Below are 20,315 nucleotides of genomic sequence, written 5' to 3' on the forward strand. Positions count from 1 at the left end.
GCGTCTACTACGTTGGACCTTGGACAATCAACCTTGGACGGTTTATTTCGCCTTATACACCAGCACGACGCCTTTTTTGCCGTCGCCTTCGCTGGCGATATAGAGCGTGCCATCGGGGGCAAAGCAGATGCCTTCGGGCTGACGCAGCAGCTTCTCATCGAGCGGCACCACCGATTTCACCTTGCCTGAGGGCGTCATCACTAGCAACCGGTGCGCGGCACTTGAGAGCACGTAGTAATCACGCGTTTTGGGGTGAACCGCAATTCCCGACGGTTTGAATTCGGCCATACCGGGCTCAAAGGCGCGGATGTCGTCCTGTTTCAGCACCGTTCCCTGAAACAGCGTCTTGTGTTGCAGGCTGTAGAGGTAAATCGTTTTGTCGGAACCCTTCCCGTCTTTGGTAGCCAGCACCAGCGCGTTGAGCTGCGGGTCGTATCCCAGGCCTTCCATGTCGTTTTTGCCGGGCAGGTCGATTTTTACGTGGCGCGTTTGTGGGCTGCCGCCGATGATTTTGACGCCGTCACGTGGCTCCATCTGGTAGAGTTCGCCGTCACTACGCATGATGTACAACTGCCCGTCGACAAACTCGACGCCTTCGTAATCGCCGTTTTTGCCAAAGATGTGCTCATCGGCCACGGCGTGGGTACGTGTGTCGTAGATGAACACCACGCCCAGCTCATCCTGCACACAGGCCAGTTTGCCCGGTTTGTAATAGCTGAGGCCCGAAATCTCGCGCAGATCGCCGGGGAGTTTGTGGGTTTCGGTGGGCTGGTCGAGTGCATACGGGATGGGCGCACTGACGACCGCCGTCTGTGTGGTTTCGGCGGGTTTTTTCTTCGCAGGCTGGCAGGCGGCCGCCACCAGTACACTGGCAATAAGCAAATTAAGGCGCATAGTTAGGAAGCGTCGCTCCAGCGAATCGGCTCAGGGTCGGGCCGTTAGTTGTAACTCAATGGGGCGATTCGGGCGCAAGGTAATCAACGGTTTGGGCCTGACAAGGCGCGTATTGGCCGGTTGGACCTCGAATCGCTGCACCAGCAACGCCAGCAGGATCTGCATTTCGAGCAGGGCAAACTGATTGCCAATACATAAGCGCGGCCCACCACCGAATGGTAAATAAGCGTAGGCGGGGCGTTCTTTCTCTCGTTCCGGCAGGAAGCGGGCGGGGTCAAAGCGGGCGGGGTCGGGCCAGTGGGCGGGGTCGCGGTGGAGCAGGTAGGGGCTCACCAGCACCGTATCGCCTTTGGGAATGCGGAACGGGCCGATCTGATCCTCGCCCAGCGCCATCCGGCTCATCGCCCAGGCGGGTGGGTAGAGGCGCAGGCCTTCCTGCACTACCTGCAACGTGTAGGGCATGGTTCGAAACGCCGTAATCGGCGGCAACGTACCTGGCGCGTAAGGCCCTAGCGTGGCGTCGACTTCATCGCGCAGGCGAGCCAGTACGTTGGGGTGACGGGCGAGCAGGTACGTTGTCCAGGCCATCGAGACGGCCGTGGTTTCGTGGCCCGCCGTGAAGAGCGTCACGCACTCGTCGCGCAGTTGCTGCTCCGACATCCGCCCGTTTTCTTCGTCTTCGGCATACATCAGCATGTCGAGCAGGTCGTCGTGGCGTTCGCCGGTCCGTTGGCGGTCGGCAATGAGGCCGTAAATGAGTTTATCGACCCGTTCGCGGGCCTGCCGGAAGCGGATGTTGCGTGGCGTGGGCCAGTGCTGAGGCCATTTGATAGGCGACAGCAACGAATCGTTGGCGAGCCGGTTAAGCGTATCAAGTGCGTTTGACAGGCCATCGAGCGCATCGCTGCCCGTTACGTCGGTGCTGAACAGCGTCTTGCAGACAATGCGCATGGTTACGTCCATAAACGTCTGCGATATGTTGACGGGCTTCGTCAGGTCGTGCTGCGCCAGTTCGTCGATCCAGGCGGCCGATTCCTGCACCATCGTTTCGCCCAGCAGCGCAATTTTCTGCCGGTGAAAGGCGGGTTGCGCCAGCCGCCGCTGTTGCCGCCAGAAGTCGCCGTCACTGGTGAGCAGTCCTTCGCCCAAAAACCGTTTCAGAATCAGAAAAGCGGGCGACCGGCCATAGTTGCGGTGGTTTTCCTGCAACACATATTTGGCATCTTCAGGTCGAAAAACCAGGTACTGATTCCGCCCGCCGATGTTGATCTTCACGATCCGGTCGTACCGCTGAGAGAGCCGACCGAACATAGCCAGCGGGTCACGCGCGATTTCGAGGGTGTTCCCAACAAAGGGCAGGCCGGGATGAATGGGAGCGTCCATAAACAAAAATAGTCATTGGCCACGCGTCAACTACGGTTATCCATGGCTTTTCACCAACGAATTCACCGATCGAGGCGCGGCCAATGACCACGATTATTGACAAGCCAGCAGCGCCGCTTATTTCACGCTCGCATAGCCTAGTTGCAGGGCGTTGGGTTTGCCGGGGCGGCGCAGTTCGTAGGCTACCACCAGTTGGTCGCCCACCACTAAGCCGCTTGCATTCTGGCCCTGCTCCGAGCCAGCCAGCCACTGCATATCGGCTGCTTTTTTGGCATTCACCACGCGGTAAGCGATGGCCGTCGTGGGCGTTTCGCCAGCACCACGTACCTGCTCCCAAACCAGCACGCCCGCATCGGGCGCTTCGATGAGCGAAGCGTTTTTGGCCGAGGGGTCTTCCACCACCGCGAGGCGCTCGCCTTCCTGCGTTACCACGCGCACACCCGCCGTGTTGTTGGTTGTGCCCGAGAACCAGGCCACCAACGCCGATTTGCCAAGCCGCACCGAGCTGGGGCCGCTGTGTGGGCACCCGTTGATTTTCCAGTTATCGGCATACAGGTTTTTAGGGGCCGAAAACGTCTTGCCGTTGTCGGTCGATTGCAGGCGCGAGATGTCGCGGATGTCGTCGTTGTTATCGCGATAATAGATGTTCAGCGTACCGTTGGCATCCACCAGCATGCTGATGTTGCAGCAGTCACAAGCGACGGGGTCGATGATGCGCTCGGGTTGAAACTGGCCGTTCTGGGTAACCACCAGCCGCAGGTTGCGCTCTTCGTGTTTGGTGCTGCCCGCTACATCCTTCAGGTACGCGATGGCAATCTCACCGTTGCTCAGCACGGTCGCGTCGAAGAAGCCACGCAGCAGGTTGGGCGTCTTGTCGGCGTCGACGGGCTGGGGTGCCGTCCAGGTACGTCCCTGGTCGGTCGAGGTGCAGGTCACGATCTGCGTCGTAGCCGGGGCGCGGCGGCCTCTGGGCTTTTCAGCAGCCGGGGCGGCAGCCGCCGGTTGGTGGTTGTCGTGGTTCATCCCGGCGTGGTTCTCAGCGGGCGCAGCAGGAGCAGCGGGTTGTGCTGACTCAGTTCGCAGCGTAAACACGGCCACCAGCGTGCCGTTGGGTTTTGCCAGTACGCGCGGTTTCATCAGGCGGCTCGCCCCGATACCATTGTCGGCGTAGACCAGATTTTTCTCCGAAAAGGTTTTGCCTTTATCGGCCGACGTAGCCGTATACAAAAACAGTTTGCCGGCAGGGTCTTTTTCGGTCCACGACAGCAATACGTTGCCAGCAGGCAGTTGGGTTAGTACGGGCAGGGCTACGGCGCGGGTATCGTCGGCCACCAGCGGATTACCGGGACGGCAGAAGGCCGGACTAGCCAGCAGCAGAGCGGTCACGATTGATAAGAGAAGACGCATGGTCGTAATTGGTTCGTGTGATTTCAAAGGCAAAGGTATTCGTTATTTAGAATCTTTCAAATCAATAGTTTAACTAGTGATTCTCAATCATTTCAACGTACAAGTTGATCAAAACTAGCATAAATACTCACAAAAAAAGCTCCATCGGTCTGATCCAATGGAGCTTTCACTACCTGAAAGAAGCTTTAGCTATTCACCACTTCGCCACCGTTAACGTGGATCACCTGCCCGGTGAAGTAACTGGCATCTTCTGAGGCCAGAAACACATAGGCCGGGGCTAGCTCGGCGGGTTGGCCGGGGCGCTTCAGCGGTACATCTTTACCGAATTCAGCCACTTCTTCAGGCGATTTGGTCGCGACGATTAGCGGCGTCCAGATGGGGCCAGGTGCAACGGCATTGACCCGGATCCCCCGGTCGACCATGTTCTGCGACAGCGACCGAGTGAAGGCCGTAACGGCTCCTTTCGTAGCGGCGTAGTCGATCAGCGATTCGCTGCCCCGATACGACACAACCGACGTGGTATTGATGATGCAGTCGTTGGCGTTCATGTGCGGCAACACGTTCTTGGTCAGCCGGAACATCGCCAGGATGTTCAGTTCGAACGTGGCTTTCATCTGCTCATCGGAGATACCCGTAAACTCCTTCTGCTCAACGTGGTTCGCCGCATTGTTGACCAGGATATTGATGCGTTTGTAGGTGCTGAGCACTTTGCCTACTGCCTCGCGGATGTGCGAAATACTGCGCAGATCGCCGGGGATGAGCAGGCAGCGCCGCCCTTCGGCTTCTACGAGCCGCTTGGTTTCCTGCGCATCCTGTTCTTCACGAGGGTGGTAACAAATAGCCAGATCAGCCCCTTCGCGGGCAAAATGCACCGAGATGGCCCGGCCAATACCCGAATCGCCACCCGTGACGAGCGCAATTTTATTGACCAGTTTTTCGGCCCCTTTGTAGTCGTCCCGAATGTAGATGGGGCGGGGGTTCATTTCATATTCAAGACCCGGCTGGGCATCCTGGTGCTGCGCCTGGGTAGGGATTTCCATTTGATCCATGATGAATGGTGTTTGACGTTTAAAGTCTGGCGTTCGACGTTGTCGGGCAGCACAGCATCATATGAATTGGCTGAGGCAACGTCAAACGCTAGACGGCAAACGTCAAACGGATTTAAGCGTTTACAATCGTGCCGCCGTTGGGGTGTAGCACGGCACCGGTTACGTAAGATGAGTCGTCGGAAGCGAGGAACACGTAGGCGGGTGCCACTTCGGCGGGTTGGCCGGGGCGTTTCATAGGTACGTCCTTACCGAACATCGCCACCGTTTTGGCATCGAACGACGACGGAATGAGCGGCGTCCAGATGGGGCCGGGTGCGACGCCGTTGACCCGGATTTTCTTTTCGGCCAGATTGCTCGACAGCGCCCGCGTGAAGGTCATGATCGCCCCCTTTGTCGACGAGTAGTCGATCAGGTCGGCGCGCCCCTGATAGGCAGTGATCGACGTGGTGTTGATAATGGCGTCACCCTCGTGCAGGTGCTTCACAGCGGCTTTCGTGACCCGGAAAAACGAATAGATATTCGTCTCGTAGGTTTTCACCAGGTCTTCATCCTTGATCTTCTCAAACTGATCGTGGACGTATTGCACCCCGGCGTTGTTGACCAATACGTTGAGCTTACCAAAGTGGCGCACGGTGTCTTCCACTACCTGCTCGCAGAACTTGGGATTTTTCAGATCACCGCTCAGCAGCAGGCAATCCCGCCCTTCAGCTTCGACCAGGTCTTTGGTGCGTTGCGCGTCGACTTCTTCGGTGGGGGTGTAAACGATCGCCACGTCGGCCCCTTCGCGGGCGAAGTGAATGGCTACAGCGCGGCCAATGCCCGAATCGCCGCCCGTGATGAGCGCCACTTTGTCCTTGAGTTTATCAGCGCCTTTATACTGATGTCGGATATATTGGGGCTCGGGCAGCATTTTGGTGTTTAAACCGGGATGCGGTTCCTGATGCTGCGGTGGAATGAAGCTGTCCATAAGTCGTTGTGTACCGGCTCGGCCGGGTTGTGTATCTGACAACGATAATGGAAAACCGGAGGCGGTTGTTTGGACAAACCTATCGACGTAGTGGGTTTTATATTTAGGTTGGCGATCATGCAACAAAGAGACTTGTCGTGTACATTGCCTGCCTAAACAGCTACTTAACACTATGTACAAACTAATTGCCGCTACTTTAATTGGATGCCTGAGCCTAACGGCAGCCTTAGCCCAAGAACTCGCGATTCAGCCCGAAAAAGACAAGGCCGTTGTGGTCTTTTACCGGAAGAAACAGTTCTCGGGAGCCGCTCTTAATTTCACGATTCGGGCCAACGGCCAGGAAATCTGCCGCCTCAGTAACAAACGGTATTTGATCTACAAAACCTCGCCGGGTAAAACCGAATTTACCACTGTAGCTGGCGGGCTGAACATCCCCGACAAAGAGAAGTTGACGCTCGATCTTCAGGCAGGCAAGATCTATTATGTACAGGGCGATATGATTACGCGTTTCTTCACGAATAAAATGGAACTGTCGGAGGTAACCGAATCAACGGCTCAGAAGAATCTGCCCGAAATGAAGCCTGACAACTGTAACACCGCGCAGAATTAAGGGTAGCAGGGTGTTTTTCACTTCTGGCGACAGTCTCCGCGTAGTTTGATTCGAAGCGGCCGCGTCGCCCTATTTTGCCGTTGACAATAGATCTTTTGTCAACATTTTTAACAAAAATTCTATTGTCAACTGTGCTGCCGCTGCTCCCCTTCGACTTTTCCCGCGATACGTACCTGACGCTTGATTTTTCGGCCAACAATCCCGATCTGGCTACGCTGAACCTGACCGACATCGACGTGTTTAACGACTATGTATTCGGGCAATTACGCGCTGCCGGAGCGGTGGTCGGCGTCGGTGGATACAATGAACACCGGGTCGTGTACCGGAACAGCCCGCACTTTACGCCGACGGCCGACGAAGCCCGTGAGATTCACCTCGGCATCGATTTTTGGGCCGAAGCCGGTACGTCTGTTTTCGCGCCGGTCGATGGTGTGGTGCATAGCTTTCGCGACAACGCCCAATATGCCGACTACGGCCCGACGATCATTCTGGAACACCATACGGAAGGATTCCCGCGCTACAGCCTCTACGGTCATCTGTCGCGGGCGTCGTTATCGGGTTTGCAGGAAGGGCAGCCGTTCAGGGCAGGCGACAAGCTGGCTGAACTAGGCCCCTACCCCGAAAATGGCGACTGGCCCCCGCACCTGCACTTTCAACTGATGCACGACATGCTGGGCCTGCGCGGCGACTACCCCGGCGTCTGCAAACCGTCGGAACGGGGCCTGTGGCTCTCCCGCTGCCCCGACCCCAATCGCTGGTTGGGGATTGAAAGGTTGATGTCTATCGTTTGATGTTTGGCGTTTAAAGTTTGACGTTGGCTGACGCCTGAGCATAACGCGTCAGCCAACGTCAAACTTTAAACGCCAAACGTCAAACTCACCTTCACAACCACCTACCCAGCGCGCGGAGGCTGTTGGCGTTATGGGCGGGCAGGAAGCCGTCGAGCAGCGGCATAGCGGCCTGCATGGCGGCTGTGTCGGGGCGGAAGGTGGGGTTACCGGCCAACGGATTGAGCCACACCAGCCGGTGTGCTTTGCCTTTCAGTTTGGTGAGGGCATAGGTGAGCAGCGTGGCTTCGTCGGTGTCCCAGCCGTCGCTCAGGATCAGCACCAGCGTGTGTTTGTTGACCAGCGACAGGTGGTTTTCGACGAACTGCTGGAGGGAATGGCCGATTCGGGTGCCGCCGCCCCAGCCCGTTACAGTGTCGGCCAGGTGTTGCAATGCCTCGGCAAAGGGGCGGTTTTTCAGTGACTGCGTGACGCGGTGCAGCTCGGTGCTGAACACGAAGGTGTCGATGCGCCGGTAGACCGACTGGAAGGCGTACATGAACTGAATCAGGAAGGTGCTGTACAGATCCATCGACTGGCTGACGTCGGCCAGAATTACGACGTTGAACCGATTTTTGCGCGGCTTCTGGTAGATCAGGTCGAGCAACTCGCCCCCCCGGCGCAGGTTCGTCCGCAGCGTCCGGGGCAGGTTCAGTTGTCGCGCCGACTGGGTACGTTGCCGCCGCCGATTGGCTCGCCGGGCCAGCGTCAGCGACAGTTCGCGGATGTGCTGCATCACGGCCTGTAGGTCGTCGGGCGCGATAGCCGAGAAATCCTGCCGGGCCAGGTTTTGTTGTGTCGAATAGGTCGTCAGCGTGGTTTCTTCCGTGGGTTTATTACCATACAGCCATGCCTTCAATTGATTAAAATCGGGCCCCTGCTTCGGTTGGGTACGTTGCCGGGGTTTGGCACCGTCTTTTGTTTTCGAGTCGACAGCCTTCTCCAGTTCCTTCCAGTATTGCGCAAATAGCCGGTCGAAGACCTCCAGGTCTTGCGCTCGCCGACACAGCACCGTTCGCAAGGCGAGCCAAAGCTGGGTACGTTCGCCCAGGTCGACCTGCGCCAGCGCCAGCAGGGCCGTAGCAGCCTCGTCGGGCCCCACCGCCAAACCGTTGGCCCGCAGAAACCGGCAAAAAGCTACGATGTTGTGTGATAGACTGGTTCGGCGCGTGATCATGAGCGGGCTTATAAATCGACTGAATAGCGAGCGTAAGCAATCGGTCCTTTGTAGAAGGTATCGCTGACGGCCTGCATGCCAAACCGACGGTAAAAGTCAGCGGTGTCGAGGCGGGCATCGCACCAGAGCGTCTGTGCGCCGAGCGCACGGGCCTGCGCGATTACGTGGTTCAGCAGCAACGTACCTACGCCCTGCCGCTGGCAGTCGGGCCGGGTCGCAAATTTGCGAAAGCGTGCTTCGGGCCCATCGATAAACAACGAAATTACCGCCACCAACTCACCCTCGCGAAACGCGCCATAATGATGCCCCTCATGGTCATTATCGACCTTCACAAAGTCGACCGGTTTGTCGGGCCAAAGCACGGCATGACGCAGTGGGTACGTTTCCTCCAGCGTGATGGGTTGAATCGTGGGCATAAAAGGTAGTTGTAGCGAGCTAAATGCCCAAAATTACTACTACAAGCTTTCCCACTTCGAGACGATACCGGCTTTTTCGTACAACTCGCTGAGCGATAGTTGCACCTGCCGCATATCTTTCCAGTCTTTCAGTACCACGCCGAGGGTTTGCTTGATGATGGCTTTGTCGAGATGGTCAATGTGGAGAGCGGCCAGCGCCATGGCCCAATCGAGGGTTTCGGCGATGCCGGGTGTTTTTTCGAGTCGTAGTGACCGCACAGCCTGCATGAACGCGGTGATGGGCCGGGCTAGTGCCTCGTCGATCTCGGGAACTTTGGCCAGAATAATGCTCAGTTCCTTGTCGTAATCGGGATAGTCGATGTACAGGTACAGGCAGCGGCGGCGCAACGCCTCTGATAGCTCACGAACGCGGTTGCCCGTTACGACCACATGGGGAATGTGCGTAGCCCCGATGGTCCCGATTTCGGGAATGGTGATCTGCCAGTCAGACAGGAGTTCGAGCAGGAAACTTTCAAAATCTTCGTCGGCCCGGTCCACTTCGTCGATCAGCAACACGGGTGCTTTTGGGTGTGTAATGGCCTGCAACAGCGGCCGTTTGAGCAGAAACGTATCCGAAAATAACGTTTCTTCCAGCACTGGCAACTTATCGGGCTGGTCGGTTTGGCCTGATGGCGGGGGGGTCAGTGCTCCATTCAGTTCCAGCAGTTTCAGGTGCAACAGCTGCCGCTGGTAATTCCATTCGTAGAGGGCGTGGCTGGCGTCAAGCCCCTCGTAACACTGGAGCCGGATCAGGTCGGTGTTCAGCGCCCGCGCCATCACTTTGGCAATCTCGGTCTTCCCCACGCCCGCCGGCCCTTCAATCAGCAACGGTTTGTTGAGCCGCAGCGCCAGAAACACCGACATCACGATCTGAGGATCGGTCTGGTAGCCCTGATTTTCGAGTAACGTCTGGATGGATTCGCGGGTGTGTTGCGGCATAGGCGGCATAATTGTAGAGACGCAATCCGTTGCGTCTCACTTGCGTCAGCAATGACTGTTGTAATGTGTTACTAAAAGGCGATGTAAAGTAAGGCTGACGCAGGTGAGACGCAATGGGCGGTCCGCCGCTGCGATTGCGTCTCTACGAGTTTACCGCCAGCATAGCTCGCTTCAGGTATACGTTGGCGAGGTGCTTGCGATATTCTTCAGAGGCGTAATGGTCTGACATGATCGACACACCAGTGGCGGCGTCGGCATCCTGCCCCGCTTTCAGCTTTTCTTCGGCGGCTTTGTCACGGAAAGGCGCTTCCGACACGCCCGAAAATGCTATGCGCAGGCTACCGTCGGCCTGTTTGACCACGGCGCAACCCACAATGGCGTAGCGGGAAGCGGGTTGCGAAAACTTCTGGTACGTCATTTTTGCGCCCCGCTGAATGGGCACACGTACCTGCGTGATCAGTTCGTTTTCGTGCAACGCCGTGCTGAACAGCCCCGTAAAAAACTGCTCGGCTTTCACCGACCGGCTGCCTGATGGCCCCTGCAACACCAGCGTGGCGTCAGTGGCAATGACCATGGCGGGCCAGTCGGCAGAGGGGTCGGCGTGGGCGAGTGAGCCACCGATGGTGCCCCGGTTGCGTACCGCCGGATCACCGATGTGGCCTGCTCCGTCTGCAAACATGGGTACGTGCTGTTGCACCAGCGCCGAAGCCGCGATGGCGCCGTGCGTGGTACCAGCACCGATTACCAGCTCGTTGCCGTCGACCGAGATGCCTTTGAGCTCCTCAAGCCGCCCCACATCGACCAGCGTATCGGGGGCGTTGAGGCGGAGTTTCATAGCAGGGATAAGGCTATGTCCACCCGACAGGGCTTTACCGCCATCGGCCAGCAGCGCCACCGCATCGGCCACGCTGTTGGCCCGTTTATATTGGAAGGGGTATGTTATCATGGAAAGAGAGTTTAGCGTTTTTAGTTTGTCGTTTTCAGTTGTGCCGCTGATCTGAAAACAGGTCCAGCAACGTCACCACTGAAAACGACAAACTGGAAACTAGAAACTGGAACTAATTCATGGCCCGCCAGACGCGTTCGGGGGTCAGGGGCATCAGGATGTCTTTGACCTGATGGCCACCACTCCAGAGGGCATCGATGACGGCGTTGACTACAGCGGGCGTCGACCCGATGGCCCCGGCTTCACCGGCACCTTTTACGCCCAGCGGGTTGTGCGGGCAGGGCGTTTCCTGCCGGTCGGTTTCAAACATCGGCAAGTCGTCGGCGCGGGGCATGCAGTAGTCCATGTAGGAGCCGTTGGTGAGCTGCGCGTTTTCGTCGTAAATCGTACCTTCCAGCAGCGCCTGCCCGATACCCTGCGCCAGACCGCCGTGGATTTGGCCTTCCACAATCATTGGGTTGATCACGTTCCCAACGTCGTCGACGGCGATCATGCGTTTCAGATCGACCTTACCCGTTTCTTTATCCACTTCAACAACGGCAATGTGGCAGCCAAACGGGTACGTAAAGTTGGCGGGGTCGTAGAAGCTCGAGAAGTCTAGACCGGGTTCCAGCCCGGCGGGGTACACGTGGGGTACGTAGGCGGTAAGGGCCACATCGCCGAAACCGATGCTCTTGTCGGTGCCTTTCACGGTCCACTTGCCTTCGGCGTACTCAAGGTCACCCTCGGCGCATTCGAGTTTGTGGGCCGCGATTTTAGCGCCTTTTTCCAGCACCTTGTCGATGCTCTTCATGATGGCCGAACCACCCACTGCCAGCGAGCGTGAACCATACGTACCCATGCCAAAGGCGAGTGCGTCGGAGTCGCCGTGTACCAGATCGACATCTTCCATCGGGATACCGAGCTTATCGGCTACGACCTGCACAAAGGTGGTTTCGTGCCCTTGCCCGTGCGAGTGGGAGCCCGTAAACACGCTCACTTTGCCCGTGGGTTGCACGCGCACCTGTGCCGACTCGTAGAGACCGGCCCGGGCACCCAGTGCCCCCACCACCGCCGAGGGCGCAATGCCGCAGGCTTCCACGTAGGTCGAGAATCCAACGCCGAGCAGCTTGCCGTTATTGGCCGCTTCTTTCTGCGCTTTCCGGAAATCGTCGTAGCCCAGCATGTCGAGGCCGCGTTGCAAGACCGGCGCGTAGTTGCCCGAATCGTACTGGAGCGCCACCTGTGTCTGATAGCCGGGCTGTTCGACGCCATCGAAAGGCGGGATGAAGTTCTGGAACCGAAGCTGCGCCGGGTCTTTGCCCATTTCGAGCGCGGCCAGGTCGATCAGGCGTTCGAGCAGGTACGTTGCCTCGGGCCGACCCGCGCCCCGGTAGGCATCCACCGCCACGGTGTGCGTAAACACACAGGTCATGTCGATGTTGATCTTGGGCGTAGTGTACAGCCCTTGCAACAGCGTGCCGTGCAGGTACGTGGGTACGGCCGGCGCAAACGTCGACAGGTACGCGCCCATGTTGGCGACGGTTTTGATGCGCAGCCCCACGATGTTGCCGTCGGCGTCGAAACCCATTTCGGCTTTGGTTACGTGGTCGCGGCCATGCGCATCCATCAGAAACGCCTCCGAGCGATCCGATGTCCATTTGACCGGCTGGCCAAGCTGCTTCGACGCCCAGGTGACGAGCGCTTCCTCGGTATAGTGGTAAATTTTCGAGCCAAAGCCGCCGCCCACGTCGGGACCCAGCACGCGCACTTTGTGTTCGGGAATGCCCAGCACGAAAGCGCACATCAGCAGCCGGATCAGGTGCGGGTTCTGGGTTGAGGTATACAGCGTGTATTTGTCTGACACCTCATCGTAGGACCCGATATAGGCGCGGGGTTCCATCGCATTGGGCACCACCCGCTGGTTCACAAATTCGAGCGTGGTTGTGTGCGCAGCCGTTTCCATAGCGGCATCGACTTCTTCGATGGGGTTGCCAAACGTCCAGTCGAAGGCCACGTTGTCGGGGAACTGATCGTGGACTTTGGGTGCGTCGGGCTTGAGTGCCTCGGCCGGGTTGGCCACGGCGGGCAGCTCGTCCCACTCCACAACCACCGACTCGGCGGCATCCGTGGCAATGGCCTTGCTTTCGGCAATGATAACGGCCACCGGATCGCCCGCGTGTTTGACCGTGTCGCCCGTGCCTACCAGCAGCGGGTGCTTGGGCTCGCGCATGGTTTCACCGTTGCGGAAATTGACCTGCCAGCCGCAGGGTACCCCGTTGACGTCTTTCACGTCATCGCCGGTGAAAATAGCCACTACGCCTTCCATGGCGGCGGCTTCCGAGCTGTCTATACTCACCACGCGGGCGTGTGCGTAAGGGCTCCGGACGAAATGCGCGTGCAACATACCCGGCAGCACAATATCGTCGGTATACCGGCCTTTACCGGTCACGAATCGCTTGTCTTCCAGCCGCTTTACTGACTGGCCAATAAATTTATTGCTCATGGTTCTGAAGGAAGTTTGACGTCTAATGTTTACCGTTTAACGTTGTCCGATCGGCACCAGCCTGGCTTCCCGCTAAGCCATTGTACCGGCGAACATTAAACAGCAAACACGAAACGTTAAACTCGTTTTTTAGTGCGTTTCAACAACCTCGCCGGTTGTTACGTCGTTGGTGAACAGATGTTCGTCGGCGATGACCGGCTCTTCCTGCTGATTGGGCTCCGGTTTGGTCCCGTGCGTAGCCGCCCACTGAATCGACTTCACGATGTTGTGGTAGCCGGTGCAACGGCAGATGTTCCCCTCGAGTGCCTCGCGGATCTCGTGTTCCGAAGGATTGGGGTTGCGCTTGAGTAAATCCGCCGCCGTCATGATCATACCGGGCGTGCAGTAGCCGCATTGCAGCCCGTGGCATTCCTTAAAGCCCTCCTGCAACGGATGCAGTTGCGTGGTGGTGGGGCTATCTTGAATCGCCAGCCCTTCGATCGTGGTGACGGCGCACCCATCGGCCTGCGCCGCCAGCAGGGTACAACTCTTCACGGCCGCCCCGTCGAGGTGCACCGTACAAGCCCCGCACGACGACGTATCGCAACCAACGTGTGTGCCCGTCAGGCGTAGGTGTTCTCGCAGAAAATCGACCAGCAACGTCCGGTCGTCGACGTCCGCTTTACGGACTTTACCGTTCACGGTTACTTCTATCTTCATGAGGAATAAGGGGTTATTTTAATGTATAATGGATGATGGACAATAAATACTGTACGATGTACAATGGCCCTGCTAAGCATCAGACGAAGCCATTGTACATTGTACAGTATTCATTGTCCATTCGCCACAGCGCCTTCCAGGTTCTCGAAGAACTGTTTGGTCAGGGTGGTGGCTACGCCGGAGATAACGCGCTGACCGGTGCGGGCCAACAAGCCGGACAACCGGGCGTTGCCATCGAACGATACCTCGGTCTGGCTATCGCCAACGGGTTTCAGTGCCATGTTTACGGTCGCGTCGGCGTTGCCGATTTTGCTGTTCTGTTTCACCAGCAACGTATAGCCCTCATTTTCGCGAATGTCGGCCAGCGACAGTGAGCCCGAAAATGACCCACTAACAGGCCCCATCTTGATCTCGGCGATGGCTTTATACTCATTTTCAGCGACCTTTTCGAGGCGCGACACGGCGGGCACAATCTGCGCCAGCACGTCGGTATCCATCAACATAGCCCAAACAGTTTGTACAGGCGCGTTGACGACGTGGGAACCAGTAAGTTGCATACGTATGTAAAGATGGAAAGGGCTGTACTTGGCGGTAAAAGGTATAAATATGCAATTATTTAATTATAATTTTTCGATAACATCCAAGATACTCTCACAAACGATAGTGAACGGATTTTTAACCGATTATCGAGCTGTCTAGCCTATGTCTGTGCTTCCCTTTTACCTGGTCGACGTCTTTGCGGCTGCACCCTATCAAGGCAATCAGTTGGCCGTGTTTGATGCCCGTCAGGCCACAGCCCTGACCGTCGCACACATGCAGGCGATGGCCCGCGAAATCAACTTTCAGGAGACTACGTTTGTCATGGGTGGTTCGCTGGATGCCGGGTTCGACGTGCGCATTTTCACGCCCGAATACGAGGTTCCCTTTGCCGGGCATCCTACGCTGGGTACGTCGTGGGTGATCGCCAACCGCCTGTTTCAGACCGGGTCGGTGCCGCTGACGTTGCAACTGGCCGTGGGCCCGATTCAGGTACGTTGGGAAGGCGCTACTCCCTGGCTGACCGCCGCTCAACCCCGCTTCGGCCTGACCTATTCGCCCGCCGATGTGGCTCAACTGCTCAACCTGCCACCGGACTTGGTTGATGACCAATGGCCCATTGAGTGGGTGAGTACGGGGCTTGACTACGTTGTGGTGCCGGTGCGGTCGCTGGACGCGCTGCGCCGAGTGCAGTTGGATGTGGGTACGTTCGAAGCCTGGCTGTTGCAACATCAGCTTCATAAAACTAATAGCCCCAACCAACTCCACACATCACTGTATGTGGTTAGCCAGGAGTCGTATTCACCTGATAATCAGCTGGCGGCTCGGATGTTCTGTTTGGAACAGGGCAGGGTGGGCGAAGACCCGGCAACGGGCAGCGCGGGCTCCTGCCTGCTGGCTTATCTGCTCAAAAACGGCATTTACGGGGATGGCGCCGTTCAGGTACGTGTGGAGCAGGGTTACGAAATCGGACGACCGTCGCTGCTGGAACTCGCGGGTTCGATCACCGAGTCAGGTACGTATGATTTACAAGTTGGCGGGCAGGTGCAGTATGTGGCGGCGGGTGAGTGGGCGCTACCAAACCTTATAGGTTTCTAAAACCTATAAGGTCTAGCATCAGAGCGTTCCCCGCTTCATTTCCCGAACGGCGTGATCCACGGCGCGGGCGGTGAGGGCCATGTAGGTGAGCGACGGGTTCACGCACGAAGCCGATGCCATGCTGGCTCCGTCGGTAACGAACACATTCTTGCAGGCATGCACCTGGTTATGGGCATTCAGTACCGACGTTTTAGGGTCTCGACCCATGCGGGCCGTGCCCATTTCGTGCACCGTCGAGCGGATGGCGCGGGGGGGATCTGATGTGATCTGTTGACAACCGATCTGTTCAAGCATGGTCCGGCCTTCGCGCACGGCATCGGCCATCATGGCATAGTCGTTGGCCGACCAGTTGAAGTCTATTTCGGGCACGGCCAGGCCCCACTTGTCGCGCACTGTGGCGCTAGGCCGAACGCGGTTGTTCGGATCGGGCAGCATCTCGCCAAAGGCCGTCAGCCCGAGGCTCCACTGGTCGGCAGGGTACGGCAGGGCGTCTTTCCAGGCTGCGCCGAAGGCCTGCCCCTCGACGGGTGTGTTCACGTCGATACGTGGGCGGCTACCCCCACCCTGATAATTGTACCCCCGCCGGAAATCGGCATGCTGCTGGGTGACATTCCGAAACCGGGGTACGTAGATGCCGTTGGCACGTCGGCCATAGGTATACTGATCCAGAAAACCATCATAGCGGCCTCCCACGCTGATTTTCGAGTGCGTCACCAGGTTACGGCCCAATTGATCCGAATCGTTACCCAAACCGTTGGGAAAACGCGGCGAGGTCGACTGTTGCAGGATCAGAGTAGACGAAATCGTGCTGGCGTTGACGAAGATCAACCGGGCCTGATAGGCATGCATGGCTCCCGTTTCGGCGTCGAGCACCTCCACGCCCGTTGCCCGTTTTTTTGTGTCGTCATACAACAGCCGCGTCACGATGCTGTAGGGGCGCAGCGTGAGCCGACCGGTGGCGGCAGCAACCGGCAGGGTGGCGGCGTTGCTGCTGAAATAGCCACCAAACGGACAACCGCGATCGCAGGCATTCCGATACTGGCAGGGGCCGCGCCCCAGCTTGGGGGCCGTCAGGTTAGCTACGCGCCCGATGATGAGCCGACGATCGGGGTAGGTTTTGGCGATCTGCATGGCGGCGTGTTTCTCCACGCAATTCATGGCCATCGGCGGCAGAAATTCGGGGCTGTCGGGCAGGTGCGGCAGTCCTTCTTTCGACCCACTGATGCCCACAAACTTTTCAACGTAGGTATACCAGGGTTCGATGTCTTTGTAGCGGATGGGCCAATCGGTGCCGTGACCGTCGCGGAGGTTATCACCAAAGTCAAGGTCGCTCCAGCGGTAGCATTGCCGCCCCCATGTCAGCGACCGCCCCCCAACCTGATGCCCCCGCGCCCACACGAAGTCTTCGTTCTGTGTCTGTACGTAGGGGCTGTCGATTTCACTGACGTAGAATCCTTTGTTGAATTCATCGACTCCGTAGTTACGCGAGGTGAGTCGATACGCCTCGGCTTCCTGCACCGTTTTGCGACCCCGGTGCGGCATTTCCCAGCTGGGTGTCAGCGCGGTTTTGTAATCGTTGATGTGTTCGACGGGTCGCCCACGTTCGAGCAACAACACGCGCAGCCCTTTCTGTGTCAGTTCTTTCGCCGCCCAGCCACCACTAATGCCTGAGCCAATGACAATGGCGTCGTACCGAGCGGGTGCCTGGGTACGTTGGAAAAGCTGTGGCGTGGGCGTAACAGACATAGCGGTGGGGTTTGGGTCAAAAGAGGCGGCCAATCAATGTCTAATGATTAAAACGAAACGGTTCAGCCGGACATTGCCGAAATAGGGGCAATGTCCGGCTGAACCGTTTTTCTACCAGGCCAGCAAGTCTTAGTCGCGCAGGCTGCTCAGGTACGTCTTGTTACCGTTCTTATTGATGTAATATTTGCCTCCTCGCGGACCGGTCATGACTGGTTCGCCATTCGGGCCTTTCATTGAGCGATCAACGGGGGCTTTGTAGTCGGCAGGCGTGGCTTTGGTTTCGGCCTTAGCCATTGTTTTGGCCGCTTTCTTATCCGCCTTGTCGGCCACGAGCTCCTTGTCTTTTTTGCCCGTTTTATCGGCCTCTTTGGCCATTTTCTTATCTTCTTTCTGAGTCTTCTTGTCTTCTTTTTCGGCCTTTTTGTCCGCTTTGGCCGCTTTCTTGTCCGCCTTGGCTTCGGCAGCCGCTACAGGGTCGCCTTCGGCTTTCGCCTTTTTCTTGTCGGCTTTGGCTTCTTTTTTATCCGCCTTAGCCTCCTTCTTATCTTCCTTCTCGGCCTTTTTGTCGGCCTTCTCTTTCTTGACCTTCTCTTTCTTCGGTTTGTCGTCCTGCGCAGGCGCGTTGACAGCAGTGAGTAGCCCCAATAGCAGGGTTAGTACGGGCAGCAATTTTTTCATGGTTTTGTCGGTTTAGTACGCTTGTTTTTACTCAAGTACTCAGACGGCAAGGTGGATGAAAAGTTGCAGGATCGCAATGACTTAAGCAGATTTTAAGACAACTCTTACGTCGCCAGGTACGTCGACTGAAGGCCCATTTTTTTCCAGTCTTCCCAATCGAACCGCTGCCCGACAGTGCCCGATTGACTACCCGCCTTTGCCGCCTTTTTTGTATCTTTACGTAGTAGACCACAGCTTATCCGCCGTATGCTTTTTGACGCCACACCCCTTCCTGCAACCCATTCAGCCACGGCGCCGGACTCCCTCGGAGACCCCGTTGTGTACCTGAAACGCTACTACGGCTACGACCGCTTTCGGCCCATGCAGGAGGCCGTGATCCGGTCGATTCTGAGCGGGCGCGATACAGTGGTGCTGATGCCGACGGGCGGTGGCAAATCGGTCTGTTTTCAGATTCCGGCGCTGATGCTACCGGGGCTTTGCGTGGTTGTATCGCCGCTAATTGCGCTCATGAAAGATCAGGTCGAAGCCATGCACCTCAACGGCATTGCGGCGGCCTTTATCAACAGTTCGCAGGGCGTGAAAGAGATGCGGGCGGTGGAAGAAAATTGCCGCAAAGGACAGATAAAACTCCTTTATGTATCGCCCGAAAAACTGCTTTCAGAGTCGTTCTATACATTTCTCAACAGCCTGAAACTCTCGATGTTCGCCATCGACGAGGCGCACTGTATTTCCTCTTGGGGGCATGATTTCCGGCCGGAATACACGCAGTTGAACACGCTGCGGCGGTGGTTCCCCAACGTACCCATCATCGCGCTTACGGCTACTGCCGACCGACTTACGCGGCAGGACATCGCCGACCGGCTCGCTATGCACGACCCGGCCGTTTTCATCGACTCGTTCAACCGCACCAACCTGAGTTTGCAGGTGCTGCCCGGCACCAACCGCATCGGGCAGATTGCCAAACTGCTGAGCCTCAAACCCGATACGTCGGGCATTATCTATTGCCTCAGCCGCAAATCGTGCGAGTCGGTAGCGGCCAAGCTGATCGAGAAAGGCTACTCGGCGGCGTATTACCACGCCGGGATGGACCCCAACGAACGCGCTCGCGTGCAGGAAGCCTTCCTGCGCGACGACGTGCGGATTATGTGCGCCACCATTGCCTTCGGGATGGGCATCGACAAGAGCAACGTGCGCTGGGTGATGCACTACAACATGCCCAAAAATATCGAGGGCTATTACCAGGAAATTGGCCGCGCTGGCCGCGATGGCCTCCCCTCGCAAACGGTGCTGTTCTACAGCTTCGCCGATGTAGCCACCTATAAGGAGATGCTGACGGAAAACAACCCGGCCAACCTACAGGTGCAGCTCGCCAAGCTGGAACGAATGCAGCAGTATGCCGAAGCCAACACTTGCCGGCGGCAGATTCTCCTCTCCTATTTCTCGGAACAACTCGCCGAACCCTGCGGCAACTGCGACGTGTGCCGTAACCCGCGCGTGACCTTCGACGCCACCGTGATTGCCCAGAAAGCCCTGTCGGCCATTATCAGGCTGGGCGAGCGCGTGCCGATGAACACGCTTATCGACGTGCTGCGGGGATCGCGTAACTACGCTATTGTGTCGCAGGGGTACGACAAGATCAAGACGTATGGCGCCGGGGCCGACCTGAAGTTTGAGGAGTGGCGCAATTACCTGCATCAGCTCATCAACATCGGCGTCATCGAGATTGCCTACGAAAACCACTACGCGTTGCGGAAGGGGCTGCTGGCCGACGACGTGCTGTTTCGGAACAAAACCATCAGCCTCGTCCGGCCCGACGACGTACCCAAGCCGGTGGTCGAGAAAGCGACACGTACCCGCACCGAAGGCACGCGCGACGAGTTGTTCGAGCGGCTGCGGGCGCTGCGCAAACGCATTGCCGATGCCCAGAACGTGCCGCCCTACGTGGTCTTCACCGACTCGACGCTGGAAGACATGGCCCGGCAGCGACCCACCACACCCGAAGCGTTCCGCAATGTGTCGGGGGTAGGTGAGCGTAAACTGGAGATGTTTGGCGAGGCATTCCTGGCCGAGATCGGCGATTTTATGCGCGGGAAAGCAAGTGAAGGCACCAAGCTCAAAGGTGCCACCCAACTCGTAACGCTCGAGCTTTATCAGCGCGGCCTGAGCATCGCCCAGATGGCACAGGAACGGCAGTTAGGTCCATCGAGCATCGCGAATCACCTGATTCAACTGGCGCAGGCGGGTTACTCTATCGACCTGACCAGCCTGATTACCCCCGCTGAACGCCGCGAAATCGAAGCCGCTATCGCCACTGTGGGCATCGAGGAAAACCGCACCAAGCCTGTCTTCGATTACCTCGAAGGCAAGTACGATTACGGCAAGATCAACCTGACTATCGCACTGATGGAGCGGTAGGTG

18 protein-coding genes are annotated in these 20,315 nt (G+C 57.6%); 4 read left to right on the forward strand and 14 right to left on the reverse strand.

Translation table 11 applies throughout. From position 1 onward, the window contains the following. Positions 1–42: 42 nt before the first annotated feature. The 5 genes from ACAW74_RS11960 to ACAW74_RS11980 form a co-directional block, all read right to left on the reverse strand. Complete coding sequence (locus ACAW74_RS11960) at positions 43–894, reverse strand: SdiA-regulated domain-containing protein (protein ID WP_370698434.1); 852 nt, start codon at positions 892–894, stop codon at positions 43–45. 30 nt (positions 895–924) lie between these two features. Next, the gene (locus tag ACAW74_RS11965; RefSeq protein WP_370698435.1) at positions 925–2,277 is read right to left on the reverse strand and encodes a cytochrome P450; all 1,353 of its coding nucleotides are present in this window, start codon (positions 2,275–2,277) and stop codon (positions 925–927) included. A gap of 117 nt (positions 2,278–2,394) precedes the next feature. Continuing rightward, positions 2,395–3,684: a sialidase family protein gene (locus ACAW74_RS11970; protein ID WP_370698436.1), complete on the reverse strand. Its 1,290-nt coding sequence runs from the start codon at positions 3,682–3,684 to the stop codon at positions 2,395–2,397. A 185-nt stretch (positions 3,685–3,869) separates the two neighbouring features. After that, on the reverse strand, positions 3,870–4,733 hold the full coding sequence (locus tag ACAW74_RS11975; protein WP_370698437.1) for an SDR family oxidoreductase: 864 nt from the start codon (positions 4,731–4,733) through the stop codon (positions 3,870–3,872). Positions 4,734–4,845: 112 nt separating this feature from the next. Beyond that, complete coding sequence (locus ACAW74_RS11980; RefSeq protein ID WP_370698438.1) at positions 4,846–5,700, reverse strand: SDR family oxidoreductase; 855 nt, start codon at positions 5,698–5,700, stop codon at positions 4,846–4,848. A gap of 172 nt (positions 5,701–5,872) precedes the next feature. Between ACAW74_RS11980 and ACAW74_RS11985 the strand changes: the two genes are divergently transcribed. After that, positions 5,873–6,310 carry a DUF2846 domain-containing protein gene (locus ACAW74_RS11985; protein ID WP_370698439.1) on the forward strand — a complete coding sequence of 146 codons (438 nt, stop codon included), beginning with the start codon at positions 5,873–5,875 and terminating at the stop codon, positions 6,308–6,310. Between the two features lie 131 nt (positions 6,311–6,441). Continuing rightward, entirely contained in the window at positions 6,442–7,101 is a 660-nt protein-coding gene (locus tag ACAW74_RS11990; protein WP_370698440.1) for a peptidoglycan DD-metalloendopeptidase family protein, read from the forward strand. A 91-nt stretch (positions 7,102–7,192) separates the two neighbouring features. On the opposite strand, the gene ACAW74_RS11995 is transcribed toward ACAW74_RS11990, so the two are convergent. From ACAW74_RS11995 to ACAW74_RS12025, 7 genes are all read right to left on the reverse strand, one after another. After that, complete coding sequence (locus tag ACAW74_RS11995) at positions 7,193–8,314, reverse strand: vWA domain-containing protein (protein WP_370698441.1); 1,122 nt, start codon at positions 8,312–8,314, stop codon at positions 7,193–7,195. 8 nt (positions 8,315–8,322) lie between these two features. Beyond that, a complete protein-coding gene (locus ACAW74_RS12000; protein WP_370698442.1) occupies positions 8,323–8,730 on the reverse strand; it encodes a GNAT family N-acetyltransferase in 408 nt (135 codons plus the stop codon). A 39-nt stretch (positions 8,731–8,769) separates the two neighbouring features. Beyond that, a complete protein-coding gene (locus tag ACAW74_RS12005; protein WP_370698443.1) occupies positions 8,770–9,708 on the reverse strand; it encodes an AAA family ATPase in 939 nt (312 codons plus the stop codon). 142 nt (positions 9,709–9,850) lie between these two features. Then, on the reverse strand, positions 9,851–10,654 hold the full coding sequence (locus tag ACAW74_RS12010; RefSeq protein WP_370698444.1) for an FAD binding domain-containing protein: 804 nt from the start codon (positions 10,652–10,654) through the stop codon (positions 9,851–9,853). 112 nt (positions 10,655–10,766) lie between these two features. Further along, positions 10,767–13,139: a xanthine dehydrogenase family protein molybdopterin-binding subunit gene (locus ACAW74_RS12015; protein ID WP_370698445.1), complete on the reverse strand. Its 2,373-nt coding sequence runs from the start codon at positions 13,137–13,139 to the stop codon at positions 10,767–10,769. Between the two features lie 129 nt (positions 13,140–13,268). Then, positions 13,269–13,838, reverse strand: coding sequence for a (2Fe-2S)-binding protein (locus ACAW74_RS12020; RefSeq protein WP_370698446.1), 570 nt, complete (start codon positions 13,836–13,838; stop codon positions 13,269–13,271). A 110-nt stretch (positions 13,839–13,948) separates the two neighbouring features. After that, entirely contained in the window at positions 13,949–14,395 is a 447-nt protein-coding gene (locus ACAW74_RS12025; protein WP_370698447.1) for an SRPBCC family protein, read from the reverse strand. A gap of 145 nt (positions 14,396–14,540) precedes the next feature. Between ACAW74_RS12025 and ACAW74_RS12030 the strand changes: the two genes are divergently transcribed. Next, complete coding sequence (locus ACAW74_RS12030) at positions 14,541–15,473, forward strand: PhzF family phenazine biosynthesis protein (RefSeq protein ID WP_370698448.1); 933 nt, start codon at positions 14,541–14,543, stop codon at positions 15,471–15,473. An 18-nt stretch (positions 15,474–15,491) separates the two neighbouring features. Here the strand turns inward: ACAW74_RS12030 and ACAW74_RS12035 are convergent, their stop codons facing one another. Next, complete coding sequence (locus tag ACAW74_RS12035; protein ID WP_370698449.1) at positions 15,492–17,219, reverse strand: GMC oxidoreductase; 1,728 nt, start codon at positions 17,217–17,219, stop codon at positions 15,492–15,494. Between the two features lie 129 nt (positions 17,220–17,348). After that, positions 17,349–17,897 (reverse strand): hypothetical protein, encoded by a 549-nt coding sequence (locus tag ACAW74_RS12040; RefSeq protein WP_370698450.1) that lies wholly within the window; start codon positions 17,895–17,897, stop codon positions 17,349–17,351. Between the two features lie 246 nt (positions 17,898–18,143). Between ACAW74_RS12040 and recQ the strand changes: the two genes are divergently transcribed. After that, positions 18,144–20,312, forward strand: coding sequence for a DNA helicase RecQ (recQ, locus tag ACAW74_RS12045; RefSeq protein WP_370698451.1), 2,169 nt, complete (start codon positions 18,144–18,146; stop codon positions 20,310–20,312). Positions 20,313–20,315: the final 3 nt, after the last annotated feature.

The sequence above is a fragment of the Fibrella musci genome (assembly GCF_041321105.1).
In the GTDB taxonomy this organism is placed as follows: domain Bacteria; phylum Bacteroidota; class Bacteroidia; order Cytophagales; family Spirosomataceae; genus Fibrella; species Fibrella musci.